The sequence below is a fragment of the Dyella sp. 2RAB6 genome (genome assembly GCF_052115385.1).
Taxonomy (GTDB): domain Bacteria; phylum Pseudomonadota; class Gammaproteobacteria; order Xanthomonadales; family Rhodanobacteraceae; genus Dyella_D.
Window position 1 is genome coordinate 74923 of sequence record NZ_JBFRGP010000011.1, and the last position, 19963, is coordinate 94885.

The 19963-nt window shown below is 68.2% G+C and carries 22 protein-coding genes and 1 riboswitch; of the genes, 3 read left to right on the forward strand and 19 right to left on the reverse strand.

Going from position 1 to position 19963, the window contains the following annotated elements:
• From AB4083_RS15765 to AB4083_RS15810, 10 genes are all read right to left on the reverse strand, one after another.
• Positions 1–1308, reverse strand: a complete 1308-nt coding sequence (locus AB4083_RS15765; RefSeq protein WP_441609032.1) for an ABC transporter permease — start codon at positions 1306–1308, stop codon at positions 1–3.
• A gap of 40 nt (positions 1309–1348) precedes the next feature.
• Positions 1349–2578, reverse strand: coding sequence for an ABC transporter permease (locus AB4083_RS15770; protein ID WP_441609033.1), 1230 nt, complete (start codon positions 2576–2578; stop codon positions 1349–1351).
• Positions 2579–2595: 17 nt separating this feature from the next.
• The gene (locus AB4083_RS15775) at positions 2596–3909 is read right to left on the reverse strand and encodes an ABC transporter permease (protein WP_441609100.1); all 1314 of its coding nucleotides are present in this window, start codon (positions 3907–3909) and stop codon (positions 2596–2598) included.
• Positions 3910–3956: 47 nt separating this feature from the next.
• Positions 3957–5195, reverse strand: coding sequence for an ABC transporter permease (locus AB4083_RS15780; protein WP_441609034.1), 1239 nt, complete (start codon positions 5193–5195; stop codon positions 3957–3959).
• A gap of 14 nt (positions 5196–5209) precedes the next feature.
• The gene (locus AB4083_RS15785; RefSeq protein ID WP_441609035.1) at positions 5210–6523 is read right to left on the reverse strand and encodes an ABC transporter permease; all 1314 of its coding nucleotides are present in this window, start codon (positions 6521–6523) and stop codon (positions 5210–5212) included.
• A 186-nt stretch (positions 6524–6709) separates the two neighbouring features.
• A complete protein-coding gene (locus AB4083_RS15790; RefSeq protein ID WP_441609036.1) occupies positions 6710–7426 on the reverse strand; it encodes an ABC transporter ATP-binding protein in 717 nt (238 codons plus the stop codon).
• Positions 7427–7467: 41 nt separating this feature from the next.
• On the reverse strand, positions 7468–8739 hold the full coding sequence (locus tag AB4083_RS15795) for an efflux RND transporter periplasmic adaptor subunit (protein ID WP_441609037.1): 1272 nt from the start codon (positions 8737–8739) through the stop codon (positions 7468–7470).
• A 186-nt stretch (positions 8740–8925) separates the two neighbouring features.
• Positions 8926–9480 carry a hypothetical protein gene (locus AB4083_RS15800; protein ID WP_441609038.1) on the reverse strand — a complete coding sequence of 185 codons (555 nt, stop codon included), beginning with the start codon at positions 9478–9480 and terminating at the stop codon, positions 8926–8928.
• Positions 9481–9594: 114 nt separating this feature from the next.
• Positions 9595–9813 carry a hemin uptake protein HemP gene (gene hemP / locus AB4083_RS15805; RefSeq protein WP_441609039.1) on the reverse strand — a complete coding sequence of 73 codons (219 nt, stop codon included), beginning with the start codon at positions 9811–9813 and terminating at the stop codon, positions 9595–9597.
• Positions 9814–9932: 119 nt separating this feature from the next.
• Complete coding sequence (locus AB4083_RS15810; RefSeq protein ID WP_441609040.1) at positions 9933–10901, reverse strand: potassium channel beta subunit family protein; 969 nt, start codon at positions 10899–10901, stop codon at positions 9933–9935.
• A gap of 134 nt (positions 10902–11035) precedes the next feature.
• Between AB4083_RS15810 and AB4083_RS15815 the strand changes: the two genes are divergently transcribed.
• Both AB4083_RS15815 and AB4083_RS15820 read left to right on the forward strand, forming a co-directional pair.
• Positions 11036–11440 (forward strand): SRPBCC family protein, encoded by a 405-nt coding sequence (locus AB4083_RS15815; RefSeq protein WP_441609041.1) that lies wholly within the window; start codon positions 11036–11038, stop codon positions 11438–11440.
• Positions 11441–11471: 31 nt separating this feature from the next.
• Entirely contained in the window at positions 11472–11942 is a 471-nt protein-coding gene (locus AB4083_RS15820) for a hotdog fold domain-containing protein (protein ID WP_441609042.1), read from the forward strand.
• Here the strand turns inward: AB4083_RS15820 and AB4083_RS15825 are convergent.
• Both AB4083_RS15825 and thiL read right to left on the reverse strand, forming a co-directional pair.
• Complete coding sequence (locus AB4083_RS15825; protein WP_441609043.1) at positions 11926–12444, reverse strand: phosphatidylglycerophosphatase A family protein; 519 nt, start codon at positions 12442–12444, stop codon at positions 11926–11928. The two genes, AB4083_RS15820 and AB4083_RS15825, sit on opposite strands and share 17 nt — an antisense overlap.
• Positions 12441–13415, reverse strand: a complete 975-nt coding sequence (gene thiL, locus AB4083_RS15830; RefSeq protein WP_441609044.1) for a thiamine-phosphate kinase — start codon at positions 13413–13415, stop codon at positions 12441–12443. Before thiL ends, AB4083_RS15825 begins: the two co-directional genes overlap by 4 nt.
• Positions 13416–13555: 140 nt before the next feature.
• On the opposite strand from thiL, the gene AB4083_RS15835 reads away from it, so the two are divergent.
• Positions 13556–14023 (forward strand): nuclear transport factor 2 family protein, encoded by a 468-nt coding sequence (locus AB4083_RS15835; protein WP_441609045.1) that lies wholly within the window; start codon positions 13556–13558, stop codon positions 14021–14023.
• A 105-nt stretch (positions 14024–14128) separates the two neighbouring features.
• Here AB4083_RS15835 and AB4083_RS15840 read toward each other — a convergent pair whose 3' ends face one another.
• The 7 genes from AB4083_RS15840 to AB4083_RS15870 form a co-directional block, all read right to left on the reverse strand.
• Complete coding sequence (locus AB4083_RS15840) at positions 14129–14662, reverse strand: GNAT family N-acetyltransferase (protein ID WP_441609046.1); 534 nt, start codon at positions 14660–14662, stop codon at positions 14129–14131.
• Positions 14662–15108: a transcription antitermination factor NusB gene (gene nusB, locus AB4083_RS15845; RefSeq protein ID WP_441609047.1), complete on the reverse strand. Its 447-nt coding sequence runs from the start codon at positions 15106–15108 to the stop codon at positions 14662–14664. Before nusB ends, AB4083_RS15840 begins: the two co-directional genes overlap by 1 nt.
• On the reverse strand, positions 15108–15569 hold the full coding sequence (ribH, locus tag AB4083_RS15850; protein ID WP_026633599.1) for a 6,7-dimethyl-8-ribityllumazine synthase: 462 nt from the start codon (positions 15567–15569) through the stop codon (positions 15108–15110). The genes nusB and ribH overlap by 1 nt, the downstream gene beginning before the upstream one ends.
• A gap of 45 nt (positions 15570–15614) precedes the next feature.
• Positions 15615–16574 (reverse strand): muramoyltetrapeptide carboxypeptidase, encoded by a 960-nt coding sequence (ldcA, locus tag AB4083_RS15855; protein WP_441609048.1) that lies wholly within the window; start codon positions 16572–16574, stop codon positions 15615–15617.
• Between the two features lie 82 nt (positions 16575–16656).
• On the reverse strand, positions 16657–17748 hold the full coding sequence (gene ribBA, locus AB4083_RS15860) for a bifunctional 3,4-dihydroxy-2-butanone-4-phosphate synthase/GTP cyclohydrolase II (protein ID WP_441609049.1): 1092 nt from the start codon (positions 17746–17748) through the stop codon (positions 16657–16659).
• A gap of 215 nt (positions 17749–17963) precedes the next feature.
• Positions 17964–18605 (reverse strand): riboflavin synthase, encoded by a 642-nt coding sequence (locus AB4083_RS15865; protein ID WP_441609050.1) that lies wholly within the window; start codon positions 18603–18605, stop codon positions 17964–17966.
• Positions 18606–18734: 129 nt separating this feature from the next.
• Positions 18735–18937: riboswitch (FMN riboswitch) on the reverse strand.
• Positions 18938–19029: 92 nt separating this feature from the next.
• Positions 19030–19932 (reverse strand): LysR substrate-binding domain-containing protein, encoded by a 903-nt coding sequence (locus AB4083_RS15870; protein ID WP_441609051.1) that lies wholly within the window; start codon positions 19930–19932, stop codon positions 19030–19032.
• Between the last annotated feature and the right edge of the window lie 31 nt (positions 19933–19963).

Here is a 19963-nt window from a genome sequence, read left to right on the forward strand (position 1 = left end):
TTACTGACTCTTCAGTTGCAGGGCAGGCGCGACCTGGCAGGCGCGCAGTGCGGGCAGCAGGCCCGCCGCGACGCTGGAGCCGACCGCGAGCGCGAAGGTGGCGCCGAGCATGGCCAGGTCCAGCCGGGCCAGCGAGGCGTAGTCGGCCGGCTGCTGGCGCACCAGCCACAGGCCGAGGAAGGCCAGCACCAGTCCGCACACGCCGCCGGCCAGGCCGACGACGCCGGCTTCGATCAGCAGCTGCTTGAAGATCTCGCGCTTGGACGCGCCCAGCGCGCGGCGCACGCCCAGCTCGCCGGCGCGGCGCAGGAACTTGGCCAGCATCAGGCCGACCGTGTTGACCAGGCACACGACCAGGAAGCCGATCGCCAGCCAGCTCTGCAGGCGCACGTCGCTGGGCACCACTTTCTCCTGGTCCAGCCATTCCATGACGTTGCGCAGGCGCACGTTCACCGGGCGCTGGAAGCGGCCCAGGGTCTTCTGCTCGCGCGAGTAGTTCTCCAGGAAGGCCTTGTACGCCGGCGCATCGGAGGCACTGGCCAGTTCCACCCAGAACTGCATCCACACGCAGGTGGCATTTTCCATGTGGTCGCCATCGTTGCCGCCGCCGCGGCCCCAGCAGTCAGTGCTGCCGTTGCGCGGCAAGGTGAGATCGCGCGAGGTGGACAGCGGCACGAACACTTCTTCCGACTCGGTGTAGTTGCCCACGTTGAGGTCGTAGAAATGCGGGTTCGGGCGCCAGTCGTCGAGCACGCCGACCACGCGGAACGGCGTGTCCTTCAGGCGCACCACCTGGCCGCGGCTGTCCTTGCCGCCGAACAGTTTCTCGTTGAGCTTGCGCGTGATCACCGCCACGCGCGCCTTGCTGTCGTCGTCGGCCTCGTTCCAGCCCTGGCCGTACAGGAAGGGTGCGTCGAACATGGCAAAGAAATCCGCCGTGGTGTAACGCGAATCGCTGAAGAACGGTTCCACGTCGGCCTGCGCCGGCTGCACCGGCACGGCGCCGCCGGTCATCAGGGCCTGGCGCTTGGCGCGCTTGGCCTTGAGCAGGTTCATGCCGTCGATCCAGGTGAGCTGCTCCGGCGGCTCCTCGCCTTCGCGATAGCCGTCCATGTCCTGCGGATCGAGCTGCGGATAGAACAGCCGCGTGCTCTTGGCCGGAATCGGGTCGCCCGACAGCACGTGCAGCACGGTCAGCGTGGTCATGCAGGCGCCGATGCCCAGCGCGATGGCGACCACCATCAGCGCGGTAAGCACCTTGTTGCGCCGGAGGCTGCGCAGCGCCAGCTCCAGGTAATACGTGAACATGCCCTCTCCCCTCTTCGTCCTTAAGCGAACCCGCGCGCGGTCACACCGAGCGCGTGGCCTCCACCGGCGATACCTTGGACGCGCGGATCGCCGGCGCCAGTACCGCCCCTTGTCCCAGCAACAGCAGCAGCAGCACGCCGCTCAGCACGTAGTCCATCGACAGCCGGTTCATCTCGAAGCGGGTGACCAGCCACAGGTTCATGGCGATCGCCAGCACCACGCCCACGCCCACGCCGCCGACGCTGATCAGCAGGTTCTCGGTCATGAAGTACTGCAGGATGTCCTGCCGGGTGGCGCCGAGCGCGCGCCGCACGCCGATCTGGCGGCGGCGCTGGCCGACCCAGAAGCTGGTCAGGCCGACGATGCCCGCGGCGGTGATCGCCAGCAGCACCAGCGAGATCACGCCCATCAGCACGGCCATGCCGCGGTCGCCTTCGTAGGCGCGTGCACGCACTTCGCTGAAGCTCAGCACGCCGTTCTCCTCGTCCAGCACACGGCGCGGGTTGACCCGGTTCAGCGCTTCCGGCGTGGCGCGCATCGCCGCGTCGAGCTGGCCGGGCCTGGCGCGCACGATGTAGAAGCCACCGCCGGCACTGATCAGGCGCTTGGGCAGGATCACCGCGCGGTGGGCGAACTTCGAGGCCCAACGCGCCACGCTCTGCGCCTGCAGCAGATCCACCACGCCGACGATGGTGGTCTGGTTGCCGGCGACATAGATGCTCTTGCCCACGGCCTGGCCGTCGGGAAACAGCTTCTCGGCCAGCGCGCGCGTCACCATCACCGACGGCGCGGCGAGGCGGTCGCGCACGTCCATGCTGCCGATCTCGTCGCTGCGGAAGTTGCGGCCGGCGATCAGGCGCAGGCCGAGCGTGTCGACGAAGCGGTCGTCGCCGAAATAGATGGTCGAGCCGGTGATATCCGAGCGCTGCTCGGGATGCAGGCGTATCCCGTCATCCCAGCCACCGCCGCGCAGCGGATACGAGTTGCTGGGCGTGACGTCCTGCACGCCGGGAATCTGGCGCAGCGCGGCGACGTCGGCACGGGTGTTGGCGTCGATCTGCTCGATGCTGGCCTTGCCGGCCCATTCGTTGTTGACCACGTAGATGTCGGCTTCATCGATGCCGGTCGGCTCGGACAGGTGCGACACGCGCTGCTGGATGATGAACAGTGCGTTGCACACGATCGCCAACGTGAGCGCGATCTGCATCGCGATCAGCACGGTGCCCGCCTTGTGGCGGCGCAGTGCGGTGAGGATAGGTTTGATTTCCATGGCTCTCCTCCGCGCCGTCAGTTGGACTTGAGCTGCCAGGCCGGCTGCACTTGCGCCGCCCGCCAGGTCGGATAGAACGCCGCCACCACCGTGGCGAATACCGCCACCAGCAGCGACAGCGCCACCAGCGACAGATCCAGGTGCGCCAGGCGCGCGATCTTCGGCTGGAACACCAGCCCCACCCCGAACATGCCGACACCGGTGAGCAGCACGCCCAGCGCGCCGCCGGCCAGGCCGACCATGCCGGCCTCGGCCAGGAACTGCCGGTAGATGTCGCCGCGCGAGGCGCCGAGCGCGCGGCGCACGCCGATCTCGGACGAGCGCCGCATGAACTTGGCCAGCAGCAGGCCGATGGTGTTGACCAGGCAGATGGCGAAGAAACCGATCGCGATCACCAGCGAGATGCGGCTTTCCGGCGGCACCGCATGCTGGAAGTCCAACCAGTCGACGACGTCGCGCAGACGGACATTCGGCGCCCAGTCGAAGCGGCCGGCGCGGCGCATGTCCTCGGCATAGGAGGTGAGGAACTGGCGGTACGCCGCCACGTCGGCCGCGCTGTCCAGCTCCACCCAGGGGCTGATCCACACGCATTCGCCACGCAGCCAGCCCTGGCGGCCAATGCCGCGCTTGCCGTCGCTGCCGCAGTTGTTATTGCCGTAGGTTTCGATGTCGTGCTCCACCGCGTAGTGGAACGGGATGTAGACCTGCGAGGGATCGGCATAGGCATTGCCGCTGAACATGTCGAAGAAGCGCGGCTTCGGGTCCCAATCGTCGGTGACGCCGACGATGCGGTAGGCCTGGTCGTCCAGCACGAGCTCGCGGCCGACGCTGTTGGCGCCGCCGAACAGCTTCTGATTGAGCTTGCGGCCGATCACCACCACCGCGGAACGCGCATCGTCGTCGGCGGTGCTCCACGCGCCGCCGTACTGGAACGGCACGTCGAACATCGGGAAGAAGTCGGTCAGCGTGGCGTAGCCGATCGCCTTGAACGGCAGGTGGTTCTCCTGCTGCGCCATCACCGACAGGCCGACCTGGTACAGCACGGTCTGGTGCTTGGCGCGGTGGGCCTTCATCAGCGCCACCGCGTCGGTGTAGGTGAGCGCGTTCGGCGGCTCGCCCTCGTTGTTGTACTGCGGCCCGCGGTTGTCGAGCAGCGGCACGAACAGGCGCGAGGACTTCTGCGGGATCGGGTCGCCCGACACGGCGCGGAACACCGCGTAGGTGATCATCGACGCCGCCACGCCGAAGCCGATCGCCATCACCATCAGTGCGGTGAGCACCGGGTTCTTGCGCATGCTGCGTGCGCCGAGCCGCAGGTTGTGGGCAAACATTCCGCTCATGACTCTCTCTGCAGGGGAAGCTTCAGGGAACCGCGCGCTCAGACCGAGCGCGTGGCCTCCACCGGGGGCACTTTCGCCGCGCGCATGGCCGGCGCCAGCACGGCCGCCTGGCCGAGCAGGAGCAGCGCCACCACGCCGACCACCACGTAGGCGATGGACAAGCGCGCCATCTCGAACTGCGAGACCATCCACAGGTTCATGCCGATCGCCAGGCCGATGCCGATCACCACGCCGGCCACGCCGATCATCAGGTTCTCGGTGAGGAAGTAGCCCAGGATGTCGCGCTTGGTCGCGCCCAGCGCGCGGCGCACGCCGATCTGCTTGCGCCGCTGGCCGACCCAGAAGCTGGTCAGGCCGACGATGCCGGCGGCGGTGATGGCCAGCAGGATCACGCAGATCACCCCCATCAGGATCGCCATGCCGCGGTCGTTCTTGTAGGCGTCGCCGCGCACCTGCTCGTAGGTGCGCACGGCGCGCTCGCCGGAGATCACGCGCATGCGGTTGGTCTTCAGCAGCGTCGCCGGCGCGCTCTTGACCACATCGGCGAGCTGGCCCGGCTTGGCGCGGATCAGGTAGATCGTGTAGTTGCTGGTCAGCTGCACCGGCAACATCATCGCGTTGTCGTTGAAGTTGTCGGCCCAGGTGCCGTTCCACGGCACCTGCAGCCGCGCGACGATGCCGATGATGGTGCTGGGCGGGACGTCCTTGCCGTTGAGATAGACCTGCTTGCCCAGCGCATCGCCCTTCGGATAGAGCTTGTCGGCCAGCGCCTTGCTCACGATGATCTGCGGCGTGGACTTGATGTCCTTGGGATCGGCGCTGATCACTTCGTCGGGGGTGAAGTTGCGGCCGGCGATCAACTGGGCGCCGTAGACCGGCAGCGCATGATCGTCGACGAAGTACAGCGTGGTCTGCGCCGCTGGCTTGCCTTCGTTCTTCGGCGCCAGGTTGACGCCGGTCGACCAGCCGCCGCCGCGCAGCGGGAACGAGTTGGTGGCGAAGGCGTCCTGCACGCCCGGGATCTGGCGCAGCGCCTGCACGTCGGCCTTGATCAGCGGGGCGGTGTCCTTGCCGTCCACCGAGACCCAGCGGTTCTGGATCGCCAGCACGTTGTTCTCGTCCATGCCGGTGGGCCGCGACAGGCGGTCCACCCGCTGCTGGATGATGAACAGCGCGTTGCACACGATCGCCAGGGTCAGCGCGATCTGCATCGCGATCAGGATGGTGCCGGCCTTGTGGCGCTTGAGGGCGGCGAGAATAGGCTTGATCTGCAGCATGTTCGTCGCCTCGGTTAATTGGACTTGAGCTGCCAGGCGGGCTGTACTTGCGCCGCACGCCAGGTCGGATAGAACGCCGCGATCACTGTGGACAGGATCGCCACCAGCAAGGTCAGCAGCACCAGCGGGATATCGAGCTTGGCCAGGCGCGCTACCTGCGGATCGAAGATCAGCGAGATGCCGTACACGCCGACGCCGGTGAGCAGCAGGCCGAGCAGGCCGCCAGCCAGGCCGACCGCGCCCGCCTCCATCAGGAACTGCGTGTAGATTTCCCGGCGCGAGGCGCCCAGGGCGCGGCGCACGCCGATCTCGGAGGAGCGGCGCAGGAACTTCGCCAGCAGCAGGCCGATGGTGTTGACCAGGCAGATCACCAGGAAGCCCAGCGCGACCAGCAGCGAGATCTTCGCTTCCGGCGGCACCACCTTCTGGTAGTCCAGCCACTCCACCACGTTGCGCAGACGGGTGTTCGGCGCCCACTTGAAGCGGCCGGCGCGCTGCTGCTCGGCGGCGTAGCCGTTGAGATAGCTGCGGTAGGCGTCGGCTTCCGCCTTGGTCGGCAGTTCGGCCATGAAGCCGAGCCAGATGCATTCGGAATGCAGCCAGTTGTCCCAGCCGGTGCCGGGGTCCTTGTTGCAGTTGTTGTTGCCGTTGGTGGCCACCTTCAGCTCGATCATGCGGGTGAACGGCACGAACAGCTGGGTCGGATCGTCGAAGCCGCCGGTGTTCACCGCGTCGAAGAACAGCGGCTGCGGGTCCCAATGCTCCATCACGCCGACGACGCGGTAGCTGCGGCCGTCGAGGTTGATCTCGCGGCCCACGCTGTTCTCGCCACGGAACAGCTTCTCGTTGAGCTGCTGGCCGATCACCGCCACCTGGGCATGGGCCTCGTCGTCGGCCTGGGTCCAGCCGCGGCCGTACTTGAACGGGATGTCGAACATCGGGAACGCATCGGCGTACACGCCGTAGGTGTTTTCGCGGAACGGCAGCTGGCTGGCGTCGGCCGGCACGATCGACAGGCCGGCCGGATACAGCGCGGTCTGGCGCGCGGCCTTGTGGTCGCGCATCAGTCCGATGGCGTCGGTGTAGCTCATCGCACGCGGCGGCTCGCCCTGGTTCTGCTGCGCGTCTTCCGGACCCCAGTTGTCGATCTGCGGCACGAACAGCTGCGAGGACTTCTGCGGGATGGGGTTGTTGGACGTGGCGCGGAACACCGAATAGGTGGTCATCGATGCCGCCACGCCGAAGCCGATCGCCATCACCATCAAGGCGGTGAGCAACGGATTCTTGCGGAGACTGCGCAGGCCGAGCTGGAAGTAATAGGCGAACATCGTGGCGTCCGATGAGTGAATCAGTTTCCGAGTTCCGATCCTTCTCCCCGTTCACAAATTTCGTGCACGGGGAGAAGGTGGCGGCAGCCGGATGAGGGTTCGGGCGGAGTCGTGCACATCACTCTCGCGCTCCGCCCGTACCCTCACCCCAACCCCTCTCCCGGTGGGAGAGGGGCTTCAAAAGCTTTAAGCCGGTGCGCCTGCGCGCGACTGGTGCTGGTGGAAGCGCGGGTCTTCGGCGAGGTCGACCACCTGGCCGTCGATGACGTGCACGTTGCGCTGCGCGCGCGTGGCCAGTTCCGGATCGTGGGTGACCATCACGATGGTGGCGCCCTCGCGATGAATTTCCTCGAGCAGTTCCAGCACGCTGCGGGCCATCTGGGTGTCCAGGTTGCCGGTCGGTTCGTCGGCGAGCAGCAGGCGCGGCGAGCCGGCCAGGGCGCGGGCGATCGCCACGCGCTGCTGCTGGCCGCCGGAGAGTTCCGCCGGATAGTGCTTGGCGCGCGAGGCCAGGCCGACGCGCTCCAGCGCGTCCATGATGCGCTGCTTGCGTTCCGGCGCCTTCATGCCGCGATAGCGCAGCGGCACTTCGACGTTGTCGAACACGTTGAGGTCGGGGATCAGGTTGAAGGCCTGGAAGATGAAGCCGATCTTCTCGTTGCGGATCTTCGAGCGCGCGTTGTCGTTGAGGTTGCTGACCTCCACGCCATCCAGGTGGTACTCACCGCCGGTGAAGGTCTCCAGCAGGCCCGCGATGGTGAGGAAGGTGGTCTTGCCGGAGCCGGACGGGCCGGTCACCGCGACGAACTCGCCTTCCTTCACGTCGATATTGAAGTCGCGCAGCGCGTAGGTCTCCACCACTTCAGTGCGGTAGACCTTGGACAGGTGGGTCATCTTGAGCATGGTTGTTTCGTCCTTCGGTAGTGGAGCAGTAGTGGTGTGGATCAGCGGCTGATGGCGACGCGCGCCGCATTCTTGAAGCTGTCGGTACCGGAGATCACGATGCGGTCGCCTTCCTTCAGACCGTCCAGGATCTCCACCTTGTCGATGCTGCTGGCGCCGACGCGGATCGGGTGCTTCTCGGCGATGCCGTCGTGCACGATGTAGGCATAGGCGCCGCCGGATTCGTCGACGAACGAGCCGCGCTGCACGGCCAGCACGTTGTCGCGGCGGTCCAGCAGGATGCGCACCGACAAGCGCTGGTTCTGGCGCAGCTGCTTGGGCGTGTCGCCGTCGAAGCGCAGGCGGGCGGCCACTTCGCCGTTCACCACTTCGGGCGAGATGGCGCTGACCAGGCCCTTCCAGGTATTGCCGTTGCCGCTGATCTCGCCGCCCATGCCGATGCCCAGATCGCGGGCGAAGCTTTCCGGCACCTTCATTTCCACTTCCAGCCGGCTCAGGTCGATCACGCTGAGCAGCTGCGCGTCCTTGGCCACGGTGGCGCGTTCGGCGATGAACAGCTGGCCGATCTGGCCGTCCACCGGCGACTTCACGTTGAGTTCGTCGACCTGGCGCTGCAGGTCTTTCACCAGCAGCACCTGGCGGTCGTGCGCGAGCTTCTTGGACTTGATGTCGAAGTCGAGGCTGGCGCCGTCATTGCCGAGATCGGCCTTGGCGTGTTCCAGGGTGATGCGCGCCTTCTCGACGTCGTCCTTGGCCTTGTCCACGTTCATGCTGGGCACGGCGCCCTGGGTGAACGCCTTCTGGTAGCGCTGCAGGTCGCGTTGCGCGCTGGTCTGGTCGATCTGCGCGTTGTCGTAGGCCTTCTGCAGCTCGCCGCGCTTCTTCTTGGCGTCGATCTGCGAGCGCAGGAAGTCGACTTCCATCGCGTCGGCCGCGCTCTGCTCCTGCGCCAGCTTGTTGGTCAGCTCGGGGCTGACGATGCTGGCCAGCACCTGGTTCTGCTTTACGACGTCGCCGGCGTGCACTTTCAGCGTGACCGCGCCGCCGGAGGTGGCGTACAAGGTCGGGCTGACCGCGGCGACCACCTTGCCTTCGGCGGCGATGTCGCGCACGAACAGGCCACGGTCGACCGTGCCGAAGGCAAGGCGCGAGCCGCTGACTGAAGCGTCGGCGGAGAACAGGCGGCTGGCCTGCGGCAGCACCAAAGCCAGCAAGGCCACCACGGCCACGCCGGCTCCGATGAAGATGACCCGGCGCTTGCGGCTGGGCTTGACCTCGACCAGGCGGTCTTGAGCGGAGGTATCGCGAATCATGATCGGTCCCTGGCCACGGACATGTGTGGCCCCTGGACCGATGTCAGCAAGCGCTGTGCCAACCGCGATGCCAATCGATTCGGGTTGTTTTTCAGTCAGTTGTCGATGGCGCCCGGGCGGAATGCGTTGTCCGCGGACAGATCGACGGACAGGCGGACAAGTGTCCGGACGCTCCGGACGGGCGCGCTACAGCGCCTCGGCGCGCAGCACTTCCTGCGCGATGTCGTGGCCGAGCGCGGAGAGCTGCGCGGCATCCCTGCCGCCGAGGACATCCATATTGCCCAGCCGCCGCTGGGTGAAATGCAGCAGGCGCGCGCCTGCCGCGCGGAACGGCCGCTGCACGCGGCGGAACGCGGGCGCCTGCGCCGGCGTGGCGGCGGACAGCAGCACGTCCCAGGCCAGGTAGTCGGTGTCCGGCAGCAGGTGCAGGCGGGCGCGCAGGCGGCCGGCGGCGTCCACGCATTCCAGCCATTCGCGCGGGCCGTCCGCGCCGATCACGCAGGAGGCGAGCAGCCATTGCGTATGCAGCAGCGGGGCGAGGTCTTCGCTTTCGGCCAGCCAGCCGCGCGCCGGGTGGTCCGGCGAGGTGTCGCCACGCATCGGCAGATACAGCACGGTGCCGAGCAGCGGCAGGCGCGCGGCGAGCGCAGCCGGGGCCACGCGCAGCCAGCGCGGCTGGCACGACGGTGCATACGAATGCGGACAGACCGCGGCAAGGGTGTGGGCCAGCCAGCCGAACATGGCGCGCTCCTGGAAAGAGGAGACCCGGCTGGCGCGCTGCGGGGAGAGCAACGCGGCGCTGGCGATAGGCCTGAAGAGATGGACCGATACCGGCAGGACGCCGGCCGTGCGGGCTTACTTGGTGAGGATCAGCTTGTCGTTGCGGGTAAGGCGCAGGTGGTACTCGCTGCCCTGGTGGGTGATCACCAGTTCGCGCTCGCCGGCCAGCAGGGCGTGGCTGGCGATGCGGCGCGTGCCGGGCTCCGGCGTGACGGCCTGGGACTTCAGGCGCAGCAGGCCCAGCGGGCGCGACAGCAGTTCGGCGGGGGTGGACAGCAGGGCGGTGGTGGACATGAGCAGACTCCGCATTGGTCAGAGGCGAAGTTGATGATAATCGTTCTCATTTACCTGTCAACGGTCGAAGTGTGAACGCGGCAGGGCGGAACGCCGCGCCCTGCCGCGCCCTGCCCCGCTCAGGCGACCGCCTGTTCGATCCGTGCCAGCACGTCCGGCGTCAGCCGCGGCAACAGGCGCATCACGTCGAGGTTGTGTTCGAGCTGGTCCAGCCGGCTGGCGCCCAGCATCACCGTCGACACATGTGGATTGACCAGGCACCAGCCGATCGCCAGCTGCGCCTGCGTCACCCCCAGCTCGGTGGCGATCGGCGCCAGCCGCCGCACCTTGGCGATGCGTTCGCCGCCCTGTTCCAACACCGCCTTGCGCAGCCACTCGTAGCCGGGCTGGGCCAGGCGCGCGTCGTTCGGCACGCCGTCGTTGTACTTGCCGGTGAGCAGGCCCGAGGCCAGCGGCGACCAGATCGTGGTGCCCATGCCGAAGTCGCGGTACAGCGGCGCGTATTCCTGCTCCACCCGCTCGCGATGCAGCAGGTTGTATTCGGGCTGCTCCATGGTCGGCGCGTACATGTGGTTCTCGCGCGCCACGCGGTGCGCTTCGGCGATCAGCGCCGCCGGCCATTCGCTGGTGCCCCAGTACAGCACCTTGCCCTGGCGCACCAGGGTGTCCATCGCGGCGACGGTTTCCAGCACCGGCGTATCCGGATCGGGGCGATGGCAGAAGTACAGGTCCAGGTGATCCACGCGCAGCCGCTGCAGCGCCTGGTGGCAGGCTTCGAGCACGTGCTTGCGCGACAGGCCGCGCTGGGTCGGCGCCGGATTCGCCCGCGCACCGAAGAACACCTTGCTGGACACGCAATAGCTGTCGCGCGGAAAACGCAGGTCCGCCAGCACGTCGCCCATCAGCGTTTCCGCCACGCCGTGGTTGTACACCTCGGCGTTGTCGAAGAAATTCACGCCATGGTCGTGCGCCATCGCCAGCATGTCGCGCGCCAGCGAGCGCCCCACCTGCTGGCCGAACGTGACCCAGGCGCCGAAGGACAAAGCCGAGAGCTGCAGGCCGCTGTTGCCGAGACGACGGTATTGCATGGGGATCTCCTTCCAGGGAATGCCAACCGCACGAGCATGCCACCGCCCCGCGATGCCTCCAAGCCCACGGCGCGTGATGCCCGTCCAGCATCCGCCATGCGATGATCCGGGCTCGTCCAGGCAAGGAGCACGGCATGTGGCGTCATGAAGCGAGCATCGAGATCGAAGCCGCGCCCGCACGGATCTGGCAGCTGTTCGCCGACGTGCCCGGCTGGAAGCACTGGAACGCCGGGATCGAGTCGATCGAGCTGCACGGCCCGTTCGCGGAAGGCACCAGCTTCAGCATGAAGCCGCCCGGCGTGGATGCCTTCACCAGCACGCTGATCGAAGTGCAGGAGCCTCGCGTATTCACTGACCAGACGGTGGTCGACGAGGTCACCGTGGTGGTCTCGCATCGCATCGAGCCGCTCGCTGCGACGCGTTCGCGGGTCAGCTACGTCTCGGTGGTGACGGGGCCGGATGCGGCGGAGATCGGCGCGGCGGTCACTGCCGACTTCGACGACGTGCTGGCCTCGCTCAAGCGGCTCGCCGAAGCCTGAGCTTCTTCGTTTCCTTCTTCGAGGCCTCCCGATGAGCACTTCCCGCGGCGCACTCGCGATGTGGCAGAAGCTTTCCGCCCGCCCTGGCGGCGCCTGGCTGTTCTCGCGCCTGATCTGCCTGAAGGCGCCGTATTTCGGCAGCATCAAGCCGCGCTTCGAGGAACTGCGGCCCGGGCACTGCCGCATCCGCATCGCCAAGCGGCGCGCGGTGCTCAACCACATCGGCACGGTGCACGCGATCGCCATGTGCAACCTGGCGGAACTGGCCGGCGGCACCATGACCGAGGTGACCATCCCGCCCACGCATCGCTGGATCCCGAAGGGCATGACGGTGGAATACCTGAAGAAGGCGACCACCGGCGTGGTCGGCGTGGCCGAGCCGCTGGCGCCGGAAATCGGCAGCGAGGCGGCCGATTATCCGGTGCGCGTGACGGTGACCGATGCCAGCGGCGAGGCGGTATTCCGCGCGACGATCACCATGTGGGTCAGCCCCAGGCGTTAGCGCCCGGCCACCAGGCCAGTCCCACGCCGAGCACGATGGCGGCGAACACGCCGGCCACCACGTCGTCGACCATCACCCCGAGACCGCCCTTCAAATGGCGGTCCAGCCAGCTGATCGGCCAGGGCTTGGCCACGTCGAACAGGCGGAACAACCCGAAGCCCGCCAGCACCGCCCACCACGGCGCGAACAAGGCCGGCACCAGCGCGATCCACTGCCCGACGAACTCGTCCCACACCAGGCTGCGGTGATCGTCCACGCCGAGCGCGCGCCCGGCGACGTTGCAGGCCCACACGCCCAGCGCGAAGGACAGCACGATCACCAGCGCATACAGCGGCAACGGCAGCTGGCGCAGCAGCAGCCACGGCAGCAGCGCCGCCAGCGAACCGCAGGTGCCCTGCGCCTTGGGCGCGAGGCCGGAGCCGAAACCGCAGGCGATCCAGCCGGCCAGCGACGAGGTCAGCACGCGGCGCTGTGCGGGGGTGAGAATTTTTTTGTCGCTCATGCGGCGAAATGATCCCAGCCTTGGTGTACCGACTCCAGCCATGCGCCATCTTCTGCGCGCACGCGCACGCCCTCGCCTTCCACGATGCGGCCGATGCGCGCAGCGCCGCAGCCCAGGCGCGCGAGATCGGCCTGCACCTCGGCCGCGCGTGCAGCGGGCACGGTGAAGCACAGTTCGTAGTCGTCGCCGCCGCTGAGCGCAAAGTCGCGCGCGGAGGTGTCGTCGAACAGACCGAGCAGCGCGGATGAGCGCGGCAGCAATACGCTTTCGATTTCCGCACCGACGCCGCTGGCGGCGCAGAGATGGCCAAGGTCGGCGACCAGGCCATCCGACACATCGAGGCAGGCGCTGGCTCGTTCGCGCAAAGCGAGGCCCGCGGCGATGCGCGGCGTCGGCCGCTGCAAGCGCTCCACCAGATACGCGGCCTGCGCGCCATCCGCGCCACCACGCTGCAGCAGATGCAGGCCGGCGGCCGCATCGCCGAGCGTGCCGGTGACCATCACCACGTCGCCCGGCCGCGCTCCGGCCCGGCGCAGCGCCTTGCCCGGCGGCACGAAGCCATGCACCGCCACGCTGATCGTCAGTGGACCGCCCGTGGTATCGCCACCCACCAGGGCCAGCCGATGCGGCTGCGCCAGCTGCGCGAAGCCGTCGGCGAACTCGTCGACGAAACGCTGCCGCGCCTCCGCCGCACCGTTGCGCGGCAGGGTCAGTGCGAGCAGGGCCCAGGCCGGCGTGGCGCCCATCGCGGCCAGGTCGGACAGGTTCACCGCCAGGGCCTTCCAGCCCAGGTCCGCCGGCGCCGTATCGCGCAGGAAATGCACGCCTTCGACCATGCTGTCGATCGCCACCGCCAGCTCCTGCCCCTCGGGCACGGCCAGCACGGCAGCGTCGTCGCCGATCCCCAAGCGCACATCGTCGCGCCCCTGCGCGGTGCGCTCGCGGATGCGGTCGATCAGGCGGAATTCCATGGCGATCCTGCGGCGGCAAACAACGGCAAGCAGACCATCCGCACCCGCCGCATGCAAGCGCGGACCGTGCCGGTAGTCATGCGGGCGGCCGCGGAGCGCATCGCTAGAATCGGTCGGACTACAGCCACGGAGGTCCGCCCATGCACGTCCGCCGATTCTCGCTGCCCCTCTCCGCCTGCGCCGCGCTGGCCGTGCTGGCGGCTGCCCCGCTGCATGCTGCAACGCCGGAAGAGAAAGCCGTGCTCGCACCCTTCCAGACCTTGCTCGACGGCATCGGCAAGCGCGACCACGACATGATGCGCTCCGCCCTGCTGCCCGGCGGCATGATCACCCTCACCCGCGCCGACAAGACCCAGCAGCTGCACTACGACGCGTTTATCGAGCACATCCCCGCCACCGGCACGCAGAAGCTGGAAGAGCGCATCCACGATCCGCTGGTGAAGATCGACGACAACATCGCGATCATCTGGACCTCGTACGAATTCCTGGTCGACGGCAAGGTCGATCATTGCGGCACGGATATCGCGCATCTGGTGAAGCAGAACGGGAAATGGCTGATCGCGGGAATCGCGGACAACGGCCGCAAGGAATGCGCACCCGCGAAATAAGCGATACGGCGTAGGTTGGGGTGAGCCGCAGGCGAACCCCAACATCGTCATCTCCAAGCGCATCGCAGCGTTGGGGTTCGCCTGCGGCTCACCCCAACCTACGCCTTACCGCGCGAAGACGATGGTCGGCTCACCGTGATAGATGCTGCGCTTCCATTCGCGGAAGCCCGCCCGCTCCGCCACGCGGATCGACGCCAGATTCCCCGGCGCAATGATGCACACCGAGCGCATATGCGGCAGCTGCTGCGCCGCCCACGCCGTGGCCGCCGCCACCGCCTCGCTCGCATAGCCCTTGCCATGCGCGGCCGGGGCCAGGATCCAGCCGAATTCCAGCATCCCGATCAGCGAGGGATCGAGCTCGCGGCGGAAATCGGCGAAACCGATATCGCCGACATAGCGCCCGCTGTCTTTCTCTTCCACGGCCCAGAAGCCATAACCGAGCATGCTCCACAGACCGCGCCACGACAGCATGCGCCGCCAGACTTCCTCGCTCGAGAACGCACGCCCGCCGAGAAAGCGGGTGACTTCCGCATCGCCCCACACCGCCGCGCAGGCGGCGTGGTCTTCCGGCCGATGCGCGCGCAGCCGCAGCCGCGCGGTCTCCAGCACCGGCACGTCATTCGCCGGCACCGCGCTCATCAGCCTTTCTTCTCCACCGAGCGCAGCTGCACGGCGAGCTTGTCCAGCACGCCGTTGACGTAGCTGTGGCCGTGGTCGGCGCCGAAGCGCTTGGTCACTTCGATGGCCTCGTTGATGACCACGCGGTACGGCACGTCCGGGCGGTACTTCAGCTCGTAGGCGGCCATGCGCAGCGCGGCGCGCTCGATCGGGTCGATCTGCTCGATCTCGCGGTCGACGTAGGGCTTGAGGCTTTCGTCGATGGCGGCGAGGTTGCGCTCCACGCCATGCAGCAGGTCTTCGAAGTAGTCCAGGTCGGCCACTTCCATGTCCTGCTCGTGCTGGAACTGCTCGATCACCGCCTTCATGGCGCTGCCGCCGATCTGCCAGGCGTACAGCGCCTGCAGCGCGCGGCGGCGGGCGCGCGAGCGCGCGGCCAGGTCGATGCCGTCGGGACGCGTGCTCATCACAGCTTCCCGTACAGGTTGACCATTTCCAGCGCGGCGATGGCGGCGTCGGCGCCCTTGTTGCCGGCCTTGGTGCCGGAACGCTCGATCGCCTGCTCGATGCTGTCGGTGGTCAGCACGCCGAACGACACCGGCACGCCCGAACCATAGGCCGCACCGGCCAGGCCCTTGGCGCATTCGCCAGCGACGAAGTCGAAATGCGGGGTGGAACCGCGGATCACCGCGCCCAGCGCGATCACCGCGGCGTACTTGCCGGAGTGCGCCAGCTTGTGGCCGGCCAGCGCGATCTCCCACGCGCCCGGCACGCGGACCAGGTCGATCGCCTCGTCCTGCACGCCGTGGCGCACCAGCGCGTCGCGTGCGCCGGCCACCAGGGCCTCGACCACGAAGCCGTTGAAGCGGCCGGCGACGATGGCAAAGCGGCCCTTGGGCGTGGAGAAATCGCCTTCGATGATGTTCATGGGTATGCGTTTCCTGGGGCGTACGGCCCATCTGGGCCGGTCATTTTACGGGATTTGGGGCAACGTGCCCGGGTCTAGGCGGGACGGGAGCCCGGCCAGGTGCGGATAACCGCCGAACGACAGCACCGCCTCGCCGCCGGCCACGCGCAGGCGGGCCGCGGCGCCGAACGGCAGGGTGAACTTGTCCGGCTCGTGGCCGAACGGCAGCCCGCTAACCACCGGCACCCGCGCCACCCGGCCGATCTGCGCGAACGCGGCGGGGACGTCGTAGCCGTTGTCGTAGGCCGCCGGGCGGCAGTGGGTGAAATGGCCCAGCACCAGGGCGCGCTGGCGGTCCAGCACGCCGGCCAGGTGCAGCTGGTACAGCAGGCGCTCGATCCGGTACGGCGGCTCGCCGACGTCCTCGACGAACAGGATGCCGCCATCGATGCGCGGGAAATACGGCGTGCCCAGCAGGCTGCACAGCACGGCGAGGTTGCCGCCCCACAGCGGGCCTTCCACATCCAGCTCGCCCTCCGCAGGCGTCGCCCAGCTCGCGCTGGACTGCGGCGCGCTGAGCGTGCGCCAGAAGTGCTCCCACATCAGCGGATGCAGCTCCGGCGCGCCGAAGTCCGGCCCCAGCATGGGGCCGCCGAAGCTGGCCAGGCCGCTCCTGGTGTACAGCGCCAGCTGCAGCGCGGTGAAGTCGCTATGCCCGACCAGCAAGGTGGCGGTGCCGGCCAGGCGCTCGCGCAGCGCGTCGTAGTCCAGTTGTTCCAGCAGGCGCGTGGCGCCATAGCCGCCGCGGATGGCCAGCACGATGTCCGGCAACGGGTCCGCACCGGCCAGCGCGTTGAGCTCGCCGACGCGCTGTTCGTCCGATCCGGCATAGCGCAGCTCGGTGCGTTCGAGCGCATCGAGGCCTTGCAAGGTGCAGCCGACGGCCTGCAGCCGCGCCACGCCGCGCTGCATGGCGGCGCGGTCGTGCGGATACCCGGAGGGAGCGATCAAACGGATGGCGGTCATGGCGTAAGCGGTGGTGGCAGAAGCCGGCAGTATGCCGCGCGCGCCCTGGCCGCCCGATGGCGGCACCCGGGCGCGGGCCGGATCACACGTGCTCGACCACCTCCAGCCCGAAGCCGCCCAGGCCGACCAGCTTGCGCGGCGTGCCCAGCACGCGCAGGCGCTGCACGCCCAGGTCGGCCAGCATCTGCGCGCCCAGGCCGAGCTGGCGCCATTCCTGCTGCTGCGCTTCTTCAGGCGCCTGCGCCGAGGGCTGCCGGCTGAGGCGGCGCAGCAGCGCGTCCGGGGTGTCCTCGCCGGACAGCACCAGCAGCACGCCGCGGTCCTCGTCGGCAATGCGGCGCAGCGCGGCGGTGACGGTCAGGCCCAGGTCGTCGCGCTGCAGATGCAGCACGTCGGACAGCGTGTTGCGCACATGCACGCGGGTGAGCACCGGCGCGCCGTCGTTGAGCTTGCCGCGGGTCAACGCGAAATGCAGGCCGTGATGGATCGCGTCGCGGTAGGCCACCAGGCGGAACGGGCCGAACTCGGTGTCGACCTGTTCCTCGTGCACGCGCTTGACCGTCTTCTCGGTTTCCAGGCGGTAGCGGATCAGGTCGGCGATCGAGCCGATCTTCAGGCCATGCTTGTGCGCGAACACCTCCAGCTCCGGCCGGCGCGCCATCGAGCCGTCCTCGTGCAGGATCTCGATCAGCACCGCCGACGGCTCCAGCCCCGCCAGCGCGGCGAGATCGCAACCGGCCTCGGTATGGCCGGCGCGGCTGAGCACGCCGCCCGGCTGCGCGGTGAGCGGAAAGATATGGCCGGGCTGCGACAGGTCCTGCGGCTGGGCGTCCGACTTCACCGCCACCTGGATGGTGCGCGCGCGGTCGTGCGCCGAGATGCCGGTGGTGACGCCCTCGGCCGCCTCGATCGAGACGGTGAAGTTGGTGTGGTACGGCGAGGTGTTGTCGCTGACCATCGGGCGCAAGCCCAACTGCCGCGTGCGCTGCTCGGTCAGGGTCAGGCAGACCAGGCCGCGCGCCTCGCGCACCATGAAGTTGATGTCCTCCGGCCGCACCATCTGCGCAGCCATGATCAGGTCGCCTTCGTTCTCGCGGTCCTCGTCGTCGAGGATCACGACCATGCGGCCGGCGCGGATGTCTTCGAGGATTTCGGGGATGGTGTTGAAAGCCATAAAAAAGGTCTCGGTTAAATTTTGTATTGCCTCAACCTGCAAGGCTGAATCCTTCTCCCCCCCGGGAGCACGCGGGGAGCGCACAGGGATGTGCGCGGCTCTGAGGAGCGAGGAAGGTGGCGGCAGCCGGATGAGGGTACGGGCGAAGTGCAACGCCCCACTCCGCCCGTACCCTCACCCCAACCCCTCTCCCGACGGGAGAGGGGCTTTAAGCCTCAGGCGAAGCCGTGCTTCTTCAGAAAGTCCTCATCGAGCCGCGGCGAACCGCCGCCGCCCATCAGCCTTTCCACATAGCGCGCGACCACATCCACCTCCAGGTTCACCGCGTCGCCCGGGCGGCGCGCGTGGAATACCGTGTGTTCCACCGTATGGGGGATAAGGTTCACGCCGAAACGCAGGCCGTCGACTTCGTTGACGGTGAGGCTGGTGCCTTCGATGCAGATCGAGCCCTTGGCGGCGATATAGCGCGCCAGGTTGGCCGGCACCTCGAAGGTCCAGCGCTGCGAGCGGCCGTCGGGGGTGATCGAGACCACCTTGCCCATGCCGTCGACATGGCCGGAGACCAGGTGTCCGCCCAGGCGGTCGGCCAGGCGCAGCGCCTTTTCCAGGTTTACCGGGTCGCCGGCCTTGAGCTTGCCCAGGGTGGTCAGCGCCAGGGTTTCGTTGGAGACGTCGGCGCCGAAACCGCGCGGCTCCAGCGTCACTGCGGTGAGACACACGCCGGAGACGGCGATGCTGTCGCCCAGCTGCACGTCGGCGAGATCGAGTCCGGCGGTGTCGACATACAGGCGCACATCGCCGCCACGCGGTTCGAGCCGCGCGATGCGGCCTACGGTCTGGATGATTCCGGTGAACATCAGCGCACCTCCTGCACGGAGGCGGCGGTCGAGCTGTCGATGTAGTTCATGAAACGTTTCCCGCGTCAGAAAGTCTGCGAAAAACGCCCCAAGGCGCATGGCAGGCGCACACCGCGAGCGTGTCCGCCGTACCGTCTTCTCTCATCCGGACTTTCCGGAAAGGCCCCCCGCCGAACAGCGTGAGGATTTCCGACCGTCGGCTCCGGCATCGGACCGGATCTGCTGACCTTTCGCTCAGGGAGCGAAAGCGCTCGCGGGCTCGTGTCGGATGCCCTTGCGGGCCTCGTCCACCTACCGCCGGTGGGGAATCGCACCCCGCCCTGAAGACGTCGTAATGGTTGTCGCCGGGTCGCCCCGGCCGCCGGAGTCTAGCACCGGCCAGTGTTTCCCGGGGCGCACGCTGCGTGCGCTTTCAGGCGGCAACCTAAAGCTCTGCGGAGAGGAAATCGATCAATGCGCGCAGCGCCGGCGCCCGGTCCGCGCCCGGCAGCCACACCAGTTGGATCGGCGAAATGCTCAGCTCCCACTCCGGCAGCACCGGCACCAGCTTGCCGCAGGCCACCAGCGGATCGGCCATGTAGTCGCCCTGGATGCCGATGCCCACGCCGGCCAGCAGCGCATCGCGCGTGGCCATCGCATCGTTGCAGCTCAGCACCGGATCGATGCGCACCGAGCGGCACCGCCGCCCCTGGCTGAACTGCCACAGCGTGCCGGTGCGCAGGCCGCTGAAGGCGACGCAGCGATGCGCCTTCAGTTCGGCCGGATCGGTCACCGCCGGCGCGGCGGCGAGATACGACGGCGCCGCGCACAGATAACGCCGCATGCTGCCCACGCGCCGCGCCACCAGCTGCGAATCGGCCAGCCGGCCCACGCGCAGGGCCAGATCGATGCGGCCGGCGACCAGGTCGACGTAAGCGTCGTCGTAGACCGCCTCGATGCGGATCTGCGGATGCTTGGCCATGAAACTCGCCAGCACCGGCGCCACGCACAGCCGCCCATACGAACCCGGCAGATGCACGCACAGCCGCCCGGCCGGCTCGCCGCCCTGCGGCCGCAGTTCCGCCGCCATCGCCAGCATCACCGCGTCCAGCCGCTGGCAATGCGCCAGCAACTGCTCGCCGCGCGGGGTCAAGGTCACCCGCCGCGTGGTGCGCAGGAACAGCTTGCCGCCCACCGCCTGTTCCAGCGCGGCGATGCGCCGGCTCAGCACCGACGGCGTGCAGCCGGCCTCGTGCGCGGCGCGCGAGAAATTCAGCACCCGCGCGGCGATGGCGAAGCCGCGCAGTTCGCGCAGGCGGTTCGGGGTGAGCTCGAAGGATTGATTCATATCACGAACAAAAGATATGTGATGTCGATGG